The following is a 16,637-nucleotide window of genomic DNA, read 5'->3' on the forward strand; positions in this document are numbered from 1 at the left end:
TTCGACCGGCTCAATGAATACTGTTAAAATACCGCTAACTAGAAGCTAGTTAGGATATTTGAATTGACTGTGCCGATATTTCTATCGTTTTGGTCACTAGTATCATTGATAAATCTTTCGACTTAACTTTTCAACGAGTGCCCACACAGATTGCATGGTCAAATTGTTAAAGAACAATACTGATTTCGTCGCTAGCCAGTGGCTCGCTCCGTGTCAGTGAGGTCGCATTATAGAGAGTTCGATCACATTAGCAAGGGCTAAGTTGAAATAATTCTGACATATTTAACCACTCGAACAAATAACGATCAGAGTGCTACTGATTGACTACAATTCACACGTCTATTTCGTTACTCTTGGTTAAAAATCCGTCCCCGATATAGGTATTACTATGACTTCCTCATTACGCAGCTATAAAAATATTCATCCAACACTGGGAAATAATGTCTATGTTGATCCATCTTGTGTTTTAGTGGGGGATATTCGCTGTGATGATGACAGCAGTATTTGGCCTTTAGTTGCTGCCCGTGGCGATGTTAATTACATCACTATAGGTAAGCGTACTAATATCCAAGATGGGACAGTGCTTCATGTCAGCCGTATAAGTGAAGATAATCCTAATGGGTTTCCTCTTATTATTGGTGATGATGTGACAGTGGGACATAAAGCCATGTTACATGGTTGCCAAATCGGTCATCGTGTTTTAGTGGGGATGGGCGCGATTATTTTAGATGGGGCTATTATTGAAGATGATGTCATCATTGGTGCAGGAAGTTTAGTTCCACCGAATAAACGTTTAGTTTCGGGCTTTTTATATGTTGGTAGCCCTGTTAAACAAACACGCTCATTAACGGAAAAAGAAAAAGCATTCTTACCTCGCTCTGCCAATAATTATGTCATTTTAAAGAATGAATATCTCTGCGACCTATAAATAGAGATAACAAGGTAAGCCTCATCTTATGATAGGGCTTACTTTATTATGTACTGTTACTCGATAACGATATCACCGTCATCATCAAATGATTCATCTTCAATCATCACTTCAGCCAACTCTTCAAGATCAAAACGCATTGAAGAAAATTCAGCGAGGATATCAGCTTCGTTATTTAAGGCTTTACCGCTGTGCTGTTGTAGCCAGTTTAAGGTAACCCAACAGATGATCAGTGCACCGCCTTGCTGAGCTGGGAAGTTAACGGCTTGTCGAACAGCATCCCATGATTGAATATCTGAAAATAGAATATCTTGGTTCATTACTTTTACTCTTGTAAAGTTCGGCGCAATTCACGTTGTACTTGTTTAGCTCCCGGACGAAGCCCGCGCCATAACATAAAGCTTTCTGCCGCTTGTCCAACAAGCATTCCTAACCCATCTAACACTTTTACTGCGCCATGCTCTTTCGCCCAACCATTAAAAGAGGTTATTGCTGAGCCATACACCATGTCATAGCACGTGGTATTCTCACCAATCACCGTTGGAGATATCGCTGGCACATCCCCAGATAGGCTGGCTGACGTTGAATTGATGATCACATCAAAGGTTTGGCTTTCGAGTTCGGCTTGCTTTAGTGCAACAACATTACCATAAGAAGAAAATAGCTCTGCCAGTTGTTGTGCTTTGCTTACTGTACGGTTGGCTATAACCAATTGTTTAGGTTGCTGTGCTAATAATGGCAAAATCACACCACGAGCAGCACCACCGGCGCCTAACAATAAGATACGTTGATCTTTTAATTCGACCTGTTGATTTATCAGATCTTGAACAAGGCCTTCACCATCAGTGTTATCACCTAATACACCACCGTCATCCAATTTCTTAAGTGTATTTACGGCACCAGCCAAACGAGCACGTTCAGTTAGCTTGGTCGCATATTGATAAGCTTGCTCTTTAAATGGCACCGTAATGTTACAACCTTTACCACCATCATTAAAAAACGTGTCTGCCGCTTGCACAAAACCATCAATGGCAACAAGTTGACTGGTATATGTCATCTGTTGACTCGTTTGACGAGCAAATAAGGTATGAATGAACGGAGATTTACTTTGTCCGATCGGGTTACCAAATACGACGTACTTATCCATATACGAATTCTCTCTTTATATTAAGAAGGCTCTATCACTCCGTGATCTGAGCTCAATAATTGATTACCACTCTCGTGGCTTTAAATAATCTTGATATAGTCGCGCTTCTGCTGAATTAGGCTCTGGTTCATAGCAGTATTCCCAACGCGCTAATGGTGGCATCGACATTAAAATTGATTCCGTTCTTCCGCCACTCTGTAAGCCAAACAATGTGCCACGATCATATACCAAATTAAATTCGACATAGCGTCCACGACGGTATAACTGAAACTCCCGTTCACGTTCACCATAGGGTAGATAATAACGCTGTTGTACTATAGGCATGTAGGCATTGATAAAACCATTACCGACCGCTTGCATATAAGCAAAGCTCTTATCAAATCCCCATTGATTGAGATCATCAAAGAATAAACCACCCACACCGCGGGTTTCATTACGATGCGGTAAGAAGAAATATTTATCACACCATGCTTTGTGTTCTTGATAAACATCATCACCAAACGGCGCACACAACTGTTTAGCTGTATCATGCCAGTGTTGGCAATCTTCTTCGAAAGGATAGAAAGGGGTAAGATCAAAGCCACCACCAAACCACCAAACCGGAGCTTCACCGTCTTTTTCTGCGATGAAGAAGCGAACATTGGCATGAGAAGTTGGCACATAGGGGTTGCGAGGGTGAATAACCAATGACACGCCCATCGCTTCAAAACGACGACCTGCTAATTCTGGGCGATGTGCTGTTGCAGAAGCTGGCATTTCAGCACCATAAACATGAGAAAAATTCACACCTGCTTGCTCGAAGATTTCGCCATCACGTAATACACGACTACGACCACCGCCACCTTCTTCACGCTGCCATTGGTCTTGTTCAAACGCGACGGTTGTTTCTTGTTGTTCTAATGCTTGGCAAATACGATCTTGTAAATCCAACAAAAAGGCTTTAACTGCACTTTTATCTACTTGGCTATCCATACTATTTACCCCTTACCCTTGACGGAAGATATTGCCATTAAGCGCATCACGTATCTCGGAAGGGTTGGAACGTCCACCTGTTTCTCCTTGCAGGATTGCAGCTAAACAATGTCCTAACTGTTGTTCAACTTCTTGCGCTGTTCGGCCAGGCTCTTGACCTGTTAAATTTGCGCTGGTTGAGGTGATAGGCTTACCAAATTCCAAGCATAAGCGTTGCACAAGTGGGTGATCACTCACACGTACCGCGATCGTGGTAAATTGCCCCGTTAAAAACGAGGGTACATTAGGCTTAGTCGGCATTACCCAAGTTACAGGCCCTGGCCATGTTGCCATCACGGTTTGTTTCTGTTGTTCGGTCAACAGGCTTTCATCAATATATGACAGCAGCTGTTCGTAATTCGCAGCGATCAAAATTAAGCCCTTTTCAACTGGGCGCTGTTTGATCGCTAATAGTTTTTCAACCGCTTCTTGATTATCCGGATCACAACCAACACCAAACACCGCTTCGGTTGGGTACCCGATCACTTCACCTTGCTTTAAGGCCGCGACAACTTGAGCAAAATTCTCCACAGTATCCTCATTATTTGTTCAGCAAATATTGTTGTTTTACTTTCTCAATTTCATTCTACCTACTCCTTAGTCACAACTCCATGCTAGGTTATAAGACAGTCAATATTCATGACGCAAACGTTTTCCTTTGAGCTAAATCACCGTATAATGCAGCCATCAACACGATGTTAAGTTATGACCTGAAGGAGAATGAGATGAAAGTTGGAATTATCATGGGTTCAAAATCTGATTGGCCAACCATGCAACATGCGGCTGAGATGCTTGATCGTTTCAATGTTCCTTATGAGACAAAGGTCGTTTCGGCTCACCGCACGCCACATTTATTAGCCGAATACGCTGAAAGTGCACAAGAGCGTGGCATTAAAGTGATCATAGCAGGTGCTGGCGGTGCAGCTCACTTACCGGGGATGACAGCGGCTTTCACTAGCGTGCCTGTATTAGGCGTACCAGTGCAATCACGTGCACTAAAAGGAATGGATTCATTGCTTTCTATCGTTCAAATGCCCAAAGGTATTGCTGTTGGTACCTTAGCAATTGGTGATGCAGGGGCTGCCAATGCAGGTCTCTTAGCCGCACAAATTATCGGCACTCAAGATGAGCAAGTACTGGCCGCTATTGATGCTTTCCGCAAAGAGCAAACAGAAACGGTATTAAGCAACCCAAATCCAGCAGAGGATGCATAATGAATAATGTGCTAGTCCTTGGGGCTGGCCAACTTGCCCGTATGATGGCACTGGCTGGCGCTCCTCTTAACATCAATGTGATCGCTTATGATGTAGAGAGTGATAAAGTGGTTCATCCTCTTACCCAACAAGCAATATCGAACTCGCTCGTTGAAGCGATTAATGACGTTGATGCGATCACTGCCGAGTTTGAACATATTCCTCACAATATTTTAGATATTTGTGCTGCCAGCAAGAAGTTCTTCCCAACGCCAGAAGCAATCAAAGCCGGTGGCGATCGTCGTCTAGAAAAAGCGTTATTGGATAATGCTGGCGTGTGTAATGCTAAATACCATGAAATCACTGAACGTTCAGATCTTCTTACTGCAATTGAAAAAATCGGATTACCGCTGGTGTTAAAAAGTGCATTAGGTGGCTACGACGGTAAAGGGCAGTGGCGCTTAAAAGAAAGCGCACAGATTGATGATATTTGGCCTGAAATGGCACAATGTATTGCTGATTCTCCTAATCAGGCCATTGTTGCTGAGCAATTTATTCCTTTTCAACGCGAAGTATCATTGATTGGTGCCCGTAATCGCAGTGGTGATATTCAGGTATTTAACTTAACTGAGAATGTCCATACTGATGGCGTACTGAGTTTATCAACTGCGATTGTGGGTGATTCACCACTGCAAGCGCAAGCTGATAATATGTTCCGTGCCGTCGCTAATAGCCTTGATTATGTCGGCGTGTTAGGTATCGAGTTTTTCGATCTCGATGGAGAACTATTGGTAAACGAAATCGCACCACGGGTTCATAACTCAGGCCACTGGACGCAGCAAGGTGCAGAAACATGTCAGTTTGAAAACCACTTACGCGCAGTATGTGATTTTCCACTTGGTAGTACTCAAATTACTCGTCCAAGTGCGATGATCAATATCTTAGGTTTAGATAGCGTTCCTGATGCGATTTATGCCCAAGAAGGTTGCCATGTACACTGGTACGGTAAAGAAAAACGAGCGGGACGTAAAATGGGGCACATCAACGTGTGTGCGGATACACCAGAGCAATTGCAGTATCGTTTGATCATGTTATCAAGCTTACTGGATAAAAACGATTTCCCCGCACTGCCTCGTTAATATTTACTCCAATTTAAAAAGCCTGCGTCTGAGCAGGCTTTTTTTATGCTGTTTTATCAGCGCTATCAAGATCTTGATAAGCATGGCATTTTCTATCTGCACATTGCAGTTTCACACCACTGGCTAATTTTTTTTCAATTAACAAACCAAAACCACATTGTTGGCACGTGCCGACAATTGGTTTGTTATTCACAGCAAAGCGACAGCTTGGATACTGATCACAGGCATAAAACACTTTGCCGTAACGGGATTTACGCTCAGTTAGATGGCCTTTATGACATTCAGGACATCCAACATCGGTATTCTCTGCTTTCTTTTCCGTTGAGGCTAAATAGTGACAAGCAGGGTATGCTGAACATCCAATGAACATCCCATAACGACCTTGGCGAAGTACCAATGGGCTCTCACATTCAGGACAAGGCATATCTAGCTCTTTCACTACATGTCCATCGTTGTGGTTTAGTGGCTGAATATAGTCACAGCTCGGATAGTGATCACAACCAAGAAAAGGACCACGCTTACCAAATCGCATCACTAATTCGCCACCACATTGTGGGCACGGTGTATGTGATAACGCCTGCTCATGGGCAGAGAACAATGGTGGATTATTGGTTGTCATTACTGCTCGCTTAAAAAGGAATATCGCGTTTTACACGCTATCGCGACAAATAGCATAGGTACAATAACGGGCCACTTTAAGGCCCGCTAATTTTAATGCACTGCACCGTCTTCCGCACCGTATAGCAACTCTTCCATCTGGCTATACGCTGTTTCATTACCGGGGGCATTAAAGAGCACCATTAAGATAATCCACTTCAAATCATCTAATGAAAATTCATTGGTATCGAGCTCCATGATCCGATCTATCACCATTTCACGGGTATCGGCATTTAGCACATGGATTTGCTCAAGATACATCAAGAAACCGCGACAAGTGACATCCATACGGATCATCTCTTGCTCGGTATATACACGCATTGATGTTGCTGCGCAGTTATTTACATAAGGAGTATGTTCAGTTTCTTGTAATGCTGCGAGTTGTTCCAACCAATTAAGCGCTTTATAAATATCATCTTGATGGAACCCAGCACGAATTAACTCTTCGGAAAGTTCATCTTGATCAAACATCAACTCAGCATCACTTTGGATGTAAGTTTCAAACAGGTACATAAGAATGTCCATCATGACTAGCTCCTCCTCGTTCTGACATAACCACCAGGTACTGCAATGACCAAGCCCAGTAATTCCAACTCTAAAAGTTGGATTAATACTTCATGGACAGGCTGTTCACAGCGTTCAGCAACTACATCTACGGGTGTTGCTTCGGTGCCTACGTTAGCCAACAGAGCTGGAAATGGCAATTCTTCATTTTCAGGTTGTGGCAAAGGCAAGCCTATTTGGTTATTTATTGCGCACTCAGTTAAGGTTCCGACTTCATTGAAGATATCTGCGGGGCTTTCTACCAGTTTAGCACCAGATTTTATCAATGCGTTACAGCCTCGACTTTGCGCATTATAGATAGAGCCTGGAAGGGCGAACACTTCTCTTCCTTGCTCTAACGCATAACGTGCAGTGATGAGTGAACCGCTTTTTTCTGCCGCTTCAACTACTAATACGCCTGTCGACAAACCACTGATCACTCGATTGCGACGCGGAAAATTTTGTGGACGCGGTTTTTCATCAGGCCAAAACTCAGAAACCAATGCGCCTTGCTCTACAATTTCATTAGCTAACTGACGATGGCGAGCTGGGTAAACCTGATCTAAACCAGAGCCTAATACCGCAACGGTAGCACCGCCGGACTTCAACGCCCCTAAATGGGCTTGTCCATCAATTCCTAAAGCAAGTCCACTGGTGACCACATACTCCGCTTGCCCTAGTGCATAACCGAAATTAAATGCCGCCTCTCGACCATCAATGGAAGCGGCGCGACTACCAATAATCGCCACTTGTGGTTGGGCTAAATAAGCTACCTCACCGCGGACAAATAACAGTGGTGGTGGAGATGATATTTGTTTAAGTAAATAAGGGTAGGTAGGAGAATCTAGAGTCAAAATATGTTGATCAGGATGTTGCTGCCAACGCAACGCTTGATCGATACGTTGTTGATTGGGTGAAGTAATTGCAGTGGCTTGTTGGTGAGTTAAACCCAGCTGACACAATTGTTCAAATGAAGAGCTAACACATTGTTGTGCCGAAATATGACGTAAAAGTTTATTGATGCGATGACCACCTAAATTCGGGGTCATCGCTAATACTAACCATGGGTAGAGTGATTCACTCATTGAGATCTTAACGCGTTGGTGGAACAGCAATAACACCCGGCTTGAATGGTTCTAAACTTTGCATCACCACAGCTAAACTAAAGTACTCATAAGGACGAAGCACCATTAATTTACCCACAGAGACATCCCCCAATTGGGTAGAGCCAGCTAATGGATTATCTTTGTAATGGTAACTGCCTTTTTTACCTTGCACTTTCGCGCCTTGTTTATATAAATCAAATACAAAGCCTGATTCCACACCATCTAAATGCCCACGATCTAATACTACAACATCAAAGCTAGAAATGTAGCTACGCCCTTCAAGTTGCCCGATCACATTTGCTGTCATCGACTCTGGCGGTGTTGAGGGTGAAAACGATAAGTTAGGCTCACCGCTCACTAATAATGGTAATAAAATATCGTTTTGACTGATCTCCTGACGGTAAGTATCAACCCGTAATTGACTGGTTTTATCATCGGCTGCAGTGACGGTTAAATCAGCAATTTCCTTTAATGTCATGACCTTTGCATCAACTTCCGGTTTTGTATCCGTTACTGAATCATTACGTGTAAACGTTTCTTCAATACGGTAAACACGCCATTGTGTTGTCGGTGCTAAAGGCTGATCTGCCCATACAATATCACCGACAGACAAGTAACCACGTTCATCGCTTGCGCCTAACACTTGCGGTTGTGTTTTGGCTGATTCTTGACTGATTAATTTATTTTCAGCCACGTACTCCAACATTAAGTATCCCGGTAGTGTCGTAATAGGATCACGAATAACTCGCGCTTTTGGCGAAAGTTTTACATGCTTTTTCAAACTCAGTTTTGGCTGCCCATTAACCCAGATAAGATGGAGGCGATCACCTGGGTAAATAAGGTGAGGGTTTTTAATGTAGCTATTCTTTTCCCACAATTGTGGCCATGACCATGGATTTTCGAGAAACACGCCAGAAATATCCCATAACGTATCACCTTTCTTAACGATGTAGACTTCTGGTATATCTTTTTTAAGTAATGGAGATGGCGCAGCAAACAGAGAGGGGATAAAAAGCATAAAGCTAAGAATAATGCCCAATTGCTTCATGAGATCGCTTCCTTGGATAACACAACCGAATCGTAAGGCTCCGCCTTACAACAAATAGAATAAGTTTATTGTCTCAGACTGGCATTAGCTTATTGATATGTCGACTGTTTAACAAAGAGCTAAAAGCGCTTTTCGGTTCACGTCACTATTTATAGATAACTGTTGCAACTCAATAGCGTCAATTTTGCTTACGGCTAACACTAATCACTTTGCTAATAAAATACTGACGAACGCTTTTTCATTCTTTGTCTTTCACCTATGACAAAAAATTCGGTACTGTTATTTGATCTTTAAAATGACTAGAATTAGACCAACAGCGTTTTATTTTTAGTTTCCGTTAACGAATTCGAGTCCTTATGTCTGTATTACACGTTCTAACCTTTCCTGATGAACGCCTACGTACTGTAGCTAAACCAGTCGAGGCGATAACACCTGAAATCCAAACAATGATCGATGATATGTTGGAGACCATGTACGACGAAGAAGGTATTGGCCTCGCAGCAACCCAAGTTGATATTCACCAACGTATTGTGGTGATTGACGTATCAGAAGAACGTAACCAACCTATGGTACTAGTGAACCCTGAAATCACTGAAGAACACGGTGAAGATGGTATCGAAGAAGGCTGTTTATCGGTTCCTACCGCACGAGGTTTTGTGCCACGTGCAGCAGGCGTAAGTGTTACTGCGCTGGATCGTGACGGTAAAGAATACAGCTTCAAAGCTGATGGCTTATTGGCAATTTGTGTACAACATGAATTAGATCACTTAGCTGGCAAGCTGTTTGTTGACTACTTATCACCTTTAAAACGTCAGCGTATTAAACAGAAACTAGAAAAAATTAAACGCCATAACGCAAAAAACTAATTATTTAGAGGTTACCTTGAGCAAACCATTACGCATCGTTTTTGCTGGTACTCCTGACTTCGCCGCCCGTCATTTGGCGGCGTTGTTGTCTTCACAGCACCAAGTTGTTGCTGTTTACACTCAACCTGATCGCCCAGCTGGTCGTGGTAAAAAACTAACGGCAAGCCCAGTTAAAAATATCGCGCTTGAACATGATATTCCGGTTTATCAACCCGCTTCATTACGCAATGAAGAAGCACAACAAGAATTAGCTGCCATTGAAGCAGATATCATGGTTGTGGTGGCATACGGCTTATTATTACCGCAAGAAGTATTAGATACGCCACGTTTAGGTTGTATTAATGTACACGGTTCTATTCTTCCACGTTGGCGTGGTGCTGCGCCGATCCAACGCTCTATTTGGGCGGGAGATACAGAAACTGGCGTAACTATCATGCAGATGGATATCGGCCTTGATACAGGTGACATGCTAAAAGTGGCAACCTTGCCAATTGAAGCGACAGACACTAGCGCTACCATGTACGAAAAATTAGCTGATCTTGGCCCTGATGCCTTAATTGATTGCTTATCTGCTATTGCTAATGGCACTGCCGTAGCCGTTAAGCAAGACGATGAGCTAGCGAATTACGCCAAGAAGCTGAGTAAAGAAGAAGCGTTAATTGATTGGTCAATGGATGCCGCGGCGATTGAACGCTGTGTTCGTGCATTTAACCCGTGGCCAATGAGTTACTTCACCGTTGCCGAGCAAAACATCAAAGTTTGGCAAGCGGCTGTTGAAACTGACAATCAAGGTAAAGCACCTGGTACAATTTTATCTGCTGATAAGCAAGGTATCCTAGTTGCGACAGGTAATGGTGCATTACGCTTATTATCACTTCAACCGCCAGGTAAGAAAGCGATGACAGCAGCAGATTTGCTTAATTCTCGTCGAGAATGGTTTGAATCTGGCGCTCAGTTATAAATATCAAGGCCAGTGTTTAGTCACTGGCTTTTCTTTTTAAGTTCCACATTGTTATCGCCAGCACTAACGGCGAGTTCAGGAAACAGCTATGAATGTAAGAGCCACAGCGGCCAAAGTTATTTACCAGGTCGTCGATCAAGGGCAGTCATTATCCGCCGCGCTTCCAGCCGCGCAACAAGATATCAGAGAGCGTGACCACGCTTTATTGCAAGAGATCTGCTATGGCGTACTTCGCTGGCTTCCTCGCTTAGAGTCTATTACCCAAGCGTTAATGGATAAGCCGTTAAAAGGTAAGCAACGCGTATTCCACCACTTAATTTTAGTGGGCTTATATCAACTCGGGTACATGCGAATTCCAGCACATGCCGCAGTAGCTGAAACGGTAAATGCAACGAAAACACTTAAAAAGCCACAACTTCGCGGGCTTATTAACGCAATTTTACGTAATTATCAGCGTCAGCAAGAAGAGCTCGATACCAAAGCTATCAGCCATGATGCGGGTAAATATGGTCATCCAAGCTGGCTATTAAAGTTATTAAAAGAAAGCTATCCCGAGCAATTTGCTGATATCTGTGAAGCGAATAACACCAAAGCGCCAATGTGGCTACGTGTTAATCGCCAACACAATACTCGCGATGCCTACCGCGCTTTATTAGATGCCGAAGACATTGCAACCGAGTTACACCCACAGGCCGCAGATGCGCTACGTTTAGTTTCGCCATGCGATGTTACTAAACTTCCTGGCTTTAGTGATGGCTGGGTCTCGGTACAAGATGCTGCCGCTCAGTTAGCGGTGGATTATTTACAGCCTAAAGCGGGTGAGTTAATTCTTGATTGCTGCGCAGCCCCTGGTGGTAAAACCGCCCATATCATGGAGCATGTACCATCAACCAAAGTAGTTGCGATTGACTGTGATGAAAATCGCCTTAAACGTGTACACGAAAACTTGGCACGTTTGAAGCTTGATGCAACCGTATTGTGCGCTGATGCCCGTTACCCAGAACAATGGTGGCAAGGTGACAAATTTGATCGTATTTTGTTAGATGCGCCATGTTCAGCGACGGGGGTTATTCGTCGTCACCCAGATATTAAATGGCTGCGTCGTGGCGAAGATATTGCGGCATTGGCAACGCTTCAAGCAGAGATCTTTGACGCAATGTGGCTGCAATTAAAACCGGGCGGTACGTTAGTTTACGCAACATGCTCTATTACGCCACAAGAAAACTGCGATCAGGTAAAAGCGTTTTTAGCACGAACGTCAGATGCGACATTAATTGGCAACGATCCAGCAAAACCTGGTCGTCAAATTCTGCCAGGTGAAGAGTCGATGGATGGTTTTTACTACGCTGTACTAACAAAAGCAGAGTAATCATTATTAAATAAAAGCGGAACTTGCTCTCAAGATTCCGCTTTTTCATATTTTATAACGCCGATCAGAACGTTGTACTTACAGCTGATCTCTACAGGCATTTACATCAGGCATAGACTATGAAAATTATTATTCTCGGTGCCGGACAAGTTGGCGGTACCCTTGCTGAAAACTTGGTTGGTGAGAATAACGATATCACTATCGTTGATAAGGATCCCGAGCGTCTACGTGAGCTGCAAGACAAATACGACCTTCGAGTTGTACAAGGCTTTGCCAGTCACCCTCGTACGTTACGAGAAGCAGGGGCACAAGATGCTGATATGTTGGTATCTGTCACGAACTCCGATGAAACTAACATGATCGCATGTCAAATTGCGTTCTCTCTTTTCAATACGCCTAACCGTGTTGCTCGTATTCGTTCACCTGAATATTTACGAGAAAAAGAACAACTGTTTCAATCTGATGCGGTTCCTGTTGATCACTTAATCGCCCCAGAAGAATTGGTGACCGATTACATTGAAAAACTGATTGAATACCCAGGCGCATTACAGGTTGTTAGCTTTGCAGAAGAGAAAGTAGGCCTTGTTGCGGTAAAAGCTTACTATGGCGGTCCACTGGTTGGTAATGCATTATCTGCATTGCGTGAACACATGCCACATATCGATACCCGCGTAGCGGCGATTTTCCGTCAAGGTAAACCGATTCGTCCACAAGGTACAACGATCATTGAAGCCGATGATGAAGTCTTCTTTGTCGCCGCAAGTAACCATATTCGTTCAGTAATGAGTGAACTTCAGCGCCTAGAAAAACCTTATAAGCGCTTGATGATTGTTGGTGGTGGTAACGTTGGTGCTGGTTTAGCTCGTCGTTTAGAGCAAAGCTACAGCATCAAACTGATTGAACGTAATCAAGATCGTGCTGAGAACTTGTCTGAAATGCTACAAAATACCATCGTATTTTGTGGTGATGCCTCAGATCAGGAATTGCTCAGCGAAGAACATATCGAGCAGATCGATGTATTTATTGCGGTGACTAACGATGATGAAGCCAACATCATGTCAGCCATGCTTGCTAAGCGCATGGGCGCAAAGAAAGTGATGGTACTTATCCAGCGCGGCGCTTACGTTGATTTGGTGCAAGGCGGTACGATTGATATTGCGATTTCACCGCAACAAGCGACAATTTCAGCGCTATTAACCCACGTGCGAAAAGCCGATATCGTTAATGTATCATCATTACGTCGCGGCGCTGCCGAAGCCATTGAAGCGATCGCTCATGGTGATTCCAGTACTTCTAAAGTCGTTGGTCGTGCAATCAGCGATATTAAATTACCACCGGGTACCACAATTGGTGCAGTTGTCCGTGGTGAAGAGGTGTTAATCGCCCATGACCGTACCGTCATCGAGCAAAACGATCACGTGGTGATGTTCCTTGTTGATAAGAAGTACATCCCTGATGTTGAACGTCTCTTCCAACCTAGTCCTTTCTTCTTGTAACTGATCATGGTTAATTATCGTCCCATACTGTTTGTACTAGGGTTAGTGCTGTCTAAGCTAGCCCTGTTCATGTACGTGCCGACATTAGTCGCCTTTTTTACTGGTACAGAGGGGTTTATTGATTTCGCCACCGCGGTGCTGATCACCCATTCTGTTGCCTTTTTATTTTTAACTTTAGGTAAAACCCCAGAGTTTAAGCTTAGCGTGCGAGACATGTTCTTGATCACCACCTTAGTTTGGACTGTCGCCAGTGCTTTTGCAGCCTTACCTTTTGTATTTATTAATCACATTAGTTTTACCGATGCTTACTTTGAAACCATGTCAGGGATCACCACAACGGGCTCTACTGTCTTAAGTGGTTTAGATGATATGGCACCCAGTATTTTGCTGTGGCGATCAACACTGCAATGGCTAGGTGGGGTTGGCTTTATCGTGATGGCAGTAGCAATCCTCCCGATGCTGAACGTCGGTGGTATGCGTTTATTCCAAACTGAGTCATCAGATTGGTCAGATAAAAGCTCACCAAGAACCAAGAACGTTGCAAAGAATATCGTTAATGTTTATCTGACGTTAACCTTGCTTTGCATTATCTCGTTCATGTTTGCAGGGATGAATACATTTGATGCCATTAACCATGCTTTCACCACCATTTCGACTGGCGGTTACTCCACCTCTGATGGTTCAATGAATCACTTCTCGCACAGTGCACAATGGGTTGCTACGGTCTTCATGTTTGCTGGCGGCTTGCCATTTTTACTGTTTGTCCAAGCCTTGAAAAAACGCCATCCAAAAACCTTATTTGGTGATGCTCAAGTAAAAGGCTATGCCTTGTTTGTGACCGTTGCCAGTTTAATTGTGGCGGCATGCTTGTTCTTCAATAAAGACTATTCGTTGATGGATTCGCTGCGATTATCATTTTTCAACATCATCTCTGTTGTCACAACCACAGGGTTTGGCTTGGGTGATTTCACCTCATGGGGGCCATTACCAAGCATTATTTTCGCCTTCACTTTATTGGTAGGTGCTTGTTCAGGCTCCACCAGTGGCGGAATAAAAATCTTTCGATTCCAGATCGCGTTTGCCTTACTACGCAAGCAAATTATGCAATCTATCCACCCATCAGCGCTATTTGTCCAACGCTACAATGACAGACCTGTCACTGACGATATTGTGCGCTCGGTTGTCGCATTAGTATTGACCTTTATCATGACCATTATCTTCATTGCTGCGATATTGGGTCTGCAAGGACTTGATCCCATCACCAGCATTACCGGTGCTGTCACTGCTGTTGCTAATGTGGGGCCAGGCATGGGTAGCATTATCGGTCCAACAGGTAACTTCGCGAGTTTGCCTGATTTATCGAAGTGGACCTTGAGTTTAGGTATGTTGATGGGGCGTTTAGAAATCTTGACTGTGTTAGTGGTTTTTTCACCTGCATTTTGGCGAGACTAATAACACTAAAAACAAAAAGGGAGCGCATTGCGCTCCCTTTTTTATTCATTCTATCACGATGATCTACATAGGTTTGACGTAGAAATAAATCGCACAAAAGTGGCAAATAGAGCCACCTAATACAAATAAATGCCAAATAGCATGGTTATACGGAATACGCTTATTGACGTAAAAAATCACTCCTAGTGAATAAATCACACCACCTAAAGCAAGTAGCACTAAACCACCCGTCGATAAAATAAGTGCTAATTGATAAATCATAATTAGCGATAACCAACCCATGGTTAAATAAGTGATCAGTGATAATTTCTCAAATCGATAAACAAATGCAATTTTGGCAATAATACCTATTATCGCCAGTCCCCAAATCACGCTCATCAAACCAATGGCTAATGGTGTACGCAAAGAAATCAATAAAAAAGGCGTATAAGTACCAGCAATAAGAAGATAAATCGCACAATGATCGAACGTTTTTAACGCGCGCTTCGCTTTAGGAGATGAAATCGAGTGGTAGAGAGTAGAAGCTAAATAGAGCAATATCATACTCACCGCATACACGGTATAGCTGATAATACTTAACGTATCAGCATTAACAGAAAATGCTTTCTCAAGAAGTAAATATAACCCAAACAAGCCAAATAACAGCCCGATCCCATGGCTTATACTGTTCGCAACTTCTTCTGCAACTGAGTACCCTTGTTCAGTTGTCACCGATTTACTCATCACTCAACTACCTCACGCCAACATAACATTATGCTGCTATAACTATACTACTCAGCTTACACTTGTAAGCTGAAAATAAGCAAGTCAAGAATCGTGATATTTATAATGATGGGATAAAAATATGCGTAATAAAAACGGAGCGCTCGTGATAGATAAGCAATACTCCGTTAATTATTATTTTTGCAGTAATGACAAGGTGGCTTGTCGAGCAGCATCTGGATCGCGAGCAAGAATGCCATCAACGATTTGTTGGTGAGCATCAAGTTTTAAAATACGTTCACGCGTAACAACACGGAAGTAGTTTTCAAATACCGCTTTAAACAAATTACCAAACGGACTAATAAAATGATTTCCTGAGGCAAAATAAATCAGTTGATGGAAACGTGTATCGACTTCAATCCAACGTTCTTGATCAAAGTTATCGCCCATTTCATGCATTTCAGTCAACAGCTCTTGTAGCTCTTTTCGCTCTTCATCTGTTGCATGAATAGCTGCTAATGCTGCCGCTTCTGGCTCTAACATTAAGCGCGCTTGTTGATATTCCTCTAATAATTCAGAATCGGCATCAAAATCTAACCAAGCGAGTAAATCTTGATCAAGATAGTTCCAATTCTTTTTCGGCATTACGCGTGTACCAATACGTGGCCGAGGCAATACCATTCCTTTGGCAGCCAACATTTTGATTGCCTCACGAACAGCAGTACGGCTTACACCATACATATCACCTAATTCGACTTCACCCGGTAAAATATCACCAGGCGCTGTTTCTCCCGCCAAAATACGACGGCCTATAGACTCAGCTAATCGATAAGATAAGTTTCGGTTGGCAACAATGCGTTGCTGCTCTTGTTCCATACATCCTCTCCAAAGGCTTCTTTTATAATGTAGTTATTCCATAAGATATGGGCTGTGTAACACAAACATCGTATTACAACATAAACGGATCTGAATACACCAAGCTAAAGCACTTTTACTGCCCTTTTTTTTCAGCATGTTGA

18 protein-coding genes are annotated in these 16,637 nt (G+C 43.1%); 8 read left to right on the top strand and 10 right to left on the bottom strand.

The genetic code is table 11. The annotated features are described in order from the left end of the window. Positions 1-388 precede the first annotated feature (388 nt). Positions 389-928 (top strand): gamma carbonic anhydrase family protein, encoded by a 540-nt coding sequence (locus CTN01_RS20130; RefSeq protein WP_045150102.1) that lies wholly within the window; start codon positions 389-391, stop codon positions 926-928. Between the two features lie 56 nt (positions 929-984). Here the strand turns inward: CTN01_RS20130 and CTN01_RS20135 are convergent, their stop codons facing one another. The 4 genes from CTN01_RS20135 to tsaC form a co-directional block, all read right to left on the bottom strand. Then, a complete protein-coding gene (locus tag CTN01_RS20135) occupies positions 985-1,248 on the bottom strand; it encodes a DUF1488 family protein (RefSeq protein WP_045150103.1) in 264 nt (87 codons plus the stop codon). A gap of 5 nt (positions 1,249-1,253) precedes the next feature. Continuing rightward, complete coding sequence (aroE, locus tag CTN01_RS20140; protein ID WP_045150104.1) at positions 1,254-2,075, bottom strand: shikimate dehydrogenase; 822 nt, start codon at positions 2,073-2,075, stop codon at positions 1,254-1,256. A 63-nt stretch (positions 2,076-2,138) separates the two neighbouring features. Beyond that, a complete protein-coding gene (gene hemF / locus CTN01_RS20145) occupies positions 2,139-3,047 on the bottom strand; it encodes an oxygen-dependent coproporphyrinogen oxidase (RefSeq protein ID WP_045084602.1) in 909 nt (302 codons plus the stop codon). Between the two features lie 12 nt (positions 3,048-3,059). Continuing rightward, on the bottom strand, positions 3,060-3,617 hold the full coding sequence (gene tsaC / locus CTN01_RS20150) for an L-threonylcarbamoyladenylate synthase type 1 TsaC (protein ID WP_045150105.1): 558 nt from the start codon (positions 3,615-3,617) through the stop codon (positions 3,060-3,062). A 194-nt stretch (positions 3,618-3,811) separates the two neighbouring features. On the opposite strand from tsaC, the gene purE reads away from it, so the two are divergent. Then, complete coding sequence (gene purE / locus CTN01_RS20155; protein WP_005372382.1) at positions 3,812-4,300, top strand: 5-(carboxyamino)imidazole ribonucleotide mutase; 489 nt, start codon at positions 3,812-3,814, stop codon at positions 4,298-4,300. Then, positions 4,300-5,418: a 5-(carboxyamino)imidazole ribonucleotide synthase gene (locus CTN01_RS20160; protein ID WP_045150106.1), complete on the top strand. Its 1,119-nt coding sequence runs from the start codon at positions 4,300-4,302 to the stop codon at positions 5,416-5,418. Before purE ends, CTN01_RS20160 begins: the two co-directional genes overlap by 1 nt. 43 nt (positions 5,419-5,461) lie before the next feature. Here the strand turns inward: CTN01_RS20160 and CTN01_RS20165 are convergent, their stop codons facing one another. The 4 genes from CTN01_RS20165 to CTN01_RS20180 form a co-directional block, all read right to left on the bottom strand. Beyond that, complete coding sequence (locus tag CTN01_RS20165; RefSeq protein WP_045150107.1) at positions 5,462-6,037, bottom strand: DNA topoisomerase family protein; 576 nt, start codon at positions 6,035-6,037, stop codon at positions 5,462-5,464. Positions 6,038-6,129: 92 nt separating this feature from the next. Continuing rightward, positions 6,130-6,603: a DUF494 family protein gene (locus tag CTN01_RS20170; protein WP_005372379.1), complete on the bottom strand. Its 474-nt coding sequence runs from the start codon at positions 6,601-6,603 to the stop codon at positions 6,130-6,132. A 2-nt stretch (positions 6,604-6,605) separates the two neighbouring features. Continuing rightward, on the bottom strand, positions 6,606-7,703 hold the full coding sequence (gene dprA / locus CTN01_RS20175) for a DNA-processing protein DprA (protein WP_045150108.1): 1,098 nt from the start codon (positions 7,701-7,703) through the stop codon (positions 6,606-6,608). Between the two features lie 7 nt (positions 7,704-7,710). After that, positions 7,711-8,772, bottom strand: a complete 1,062-nt coding sequence (locus CTN01_RS20180; protein ID WP_045150109.1) for a LysM peptidoglycan-binding domain-containing protein — start codon at positions 8,770-8,772, stop codon at positions 7,711-7,713. A gap of 356 nt (positions 8,773-9,128) precedes the next feature. Between CTN01_RS20180 and def the strand changes: the two genes are divergently transcribed. The 5 genes from def to CTN01_RS20205 all read left to right on the top strand — a co-directional run bounded on the left by def (position 9,129) and on the right by CTN01_RS20205 (position 14,916). After that, the gene (def, locus tag CTN01_RS20185; protein WP_045150110.1) at positions 9,129-9,638 is read left to right on the top strand and encodes a peptide deformylase; all 510 of its coding nucleotides are present in this window, start codon (positions 9,129-9,131) and stop codon (positions 9,636-9,638) included. A gap of 16 nt (positions 9,639-9,654) precedes the next feature. After that, positions 9,655-10,599, top strand: a complete 945-nt coding sequence (fmt, locus tag CTN01_RS20190) for a methionyl-tRNA formyltransferase (protein WP_045150111.1) — start codon at positions 9,655-9,657, stop codon at positions 10,597-10,599. Between the two features lie 88 nt (positions 10,600-10,687). Further along, the gene (gene rsmB / locus CTN01_RS20195) at positions 10,688-11,968 is read left to right on the top strand and encodes a 16S rRNA (cytosine(967)-C(5))-methyltransferase RsmB (protein ID WP_045150112.1); all 1,281 of its coding nucleotides are present in this window, start codon (positions 10,688-10,690) and stop codon (positions 11,966-11,968) included. Between the two features lie 119 nt (positions 11,969-12,087). Beyond that, complete coding sequence (gene trkA, locus CTN01_RS20200; RefSeq protein WP_045150113.1) at positions 12,088-13,464, top strand: Trk system potassium transporter TrkA; 1,377 nt, start codon at positions 12,088-12,090, stop codon at positions 13,462-13,464. A gap of 6 nt (positions 13,465-13,470) precedes the next feature. Continuing rightward, the gene (locus tag CTN01_RS20205) at positions 13,471-14,916 is read left to right on the top strand and encodes a TrkH family potassium uptake protein (protein ID WP_005372366.1); all 1,446 of its coding nucleotides are present in this window, start codon (positions 13,471-13,473) and stop codon (positions 14,914-14,916) included. 63 nt (positions 14,917-14,979) lie between these two features. Here CTN01_RS20205 and trhA read toward each other — a convergent pair whose 3' ends face one another. Continuing rightward, entirely contained in the window at positions 14,980-15,639 is a 660-nt protein-coding gene (gene trhA / locus CTN01_RS20210) for a PAQR family membrane homeostasis protein TrhA (RefSeq protein WP_045128892.1), read from the bottom strand. A gap of 174 nt (positions 15,640-15,813) precedes the next feature. Further along, entirely contained in the window at positions 15,814-16,494 is a 681-nt protein-coding gene (locus CTN01_RS20215) for a FadR/GntR family transcriptional regulator (protein ID WP_045084612.1), read from the bottom strand. Between the last annotated feature and the right edge of the window lie 143 nt (positions 16,495-16,637).

The organism is Photobacterium angustum (assembly GCF_003026365.1).
GTDB classification, from domain to species: Bacteria; Pseudomonadota; Gammaproteobacteria; order Enterobacterales; family Vibrionaceae; genus Photobacterium; species Photobacterium angustum.

Excerpts from the sequence above, each read along its gene's own strand:
- CTN01_RS20130 (WP_045150102.1), top strand. The coding sequence starts at position 389 with ATGACTTCCTCATTACGCAGCTATAAAAATATTCATCCAACACTGGGA.
- CTN01_RS20135 (WP_045150103.1), bottom strand. The coding sequence starts at position 1,248 with ATGAACCAAGATATTCTATTTTCAGATATTCAATCATGGGATGCTGTT.
- aroE (WP_045150104.1), bottom strand. The coding sequence starts at position 2,075 with ATGGATAAGTACGTCGTATTTGGTAACCCGATCGGACAAAGTAAATCT.
- hemF (WP_045084602.1), bottom strand. The coding sequence starts at position 3,047 with ATGGATAGCCAAGTAGATAAAAGTGCAGTTAAAGCCTTTTTGTTGGAT.
- purE (WP_005372382.1), top strand. The coding sequence starts at position 3,812 with ATGAAAGTTGGAATTATCATGGGTTCAAAATCTGATTGGCCAACCATG.
- CTN01_RS20160 (WP_045150106.1), top strand. The coding sequence starts at position 4,300 with ATGAATAATGTGCTAGTCCTTGGGGCTGGCCAACTTGCCCGTATGATG.
- CTN01_RS20165 (WP_045150107.1), bottom strand. The coding sequence starts at position 6,037 with ATGACAACCAATAATCCACCATTGTTCTCTGCCCATGAGCAGGCGTTA.
- CTN01_RS20170 (WP_005372379.1), bottom strand. The coding sequence starts at position 6,603 with ATGATGGACATTCTTATGTACCTGTTTGAAACTTACATCCAAAGTGAT.
- dprA (WP_045150108.1), bottom strand. The coding sequence starts at position 7,703 with ATGAGTGAATCACTCTACCCATGGTTAGTATTAGCGATGACCCCGAAT.
- CTN01_RS20180 (WP_045150109.1), bottom strand. The coding sequence starts at position 8,772 with ATGAAGCAATTGGGCATTATTCTTAGCTTTATGCTTTTTATCCCCTCT.
- def (WP_045150110.1), top strand. The coding sequence starts at position 9,129 with ATGTCTGTATTACACGTTCTAACCTTTCCTGATGAACGCCTACGTACT.
- rsmB (WP_045150112.1), top strand. The coding sequence starts at position 10,688 with ATGAATGTAAGAGCCACAGCGGCCAAAGTTATTTACCAGGTCGTCGAT.
- trkA (WP_045150113.1), top strand. The coding sequence starts at position 12,088 with ATGAAAATTATTATTCTCGGTGCCGGACAAGTTGGCGGTACCCTTGCT.
- CTN01_RS20205 (WP_005372366.1), top strand. The coding sequence starts at position 13,471 with ATGGTTAATTATCGTCCCATACTGTTTGTACTAGGGTTAGTGCTGTCT.
- trhA (WP_045128892.1), bottom strand. The coding sequence starts at position 15,639 with ATGAGTAAATCGGTGACAACTGAACAAGGGTACTCAGTTGCAGAAGAA.
- CTN01_RS20215 (WP_045084612.1), bottom strand. The coding sequence starts at position 16,494 with ATGGAACAAGAGCAGCAACGCATTGTTGCCAACCGAAACTTATCTTAT.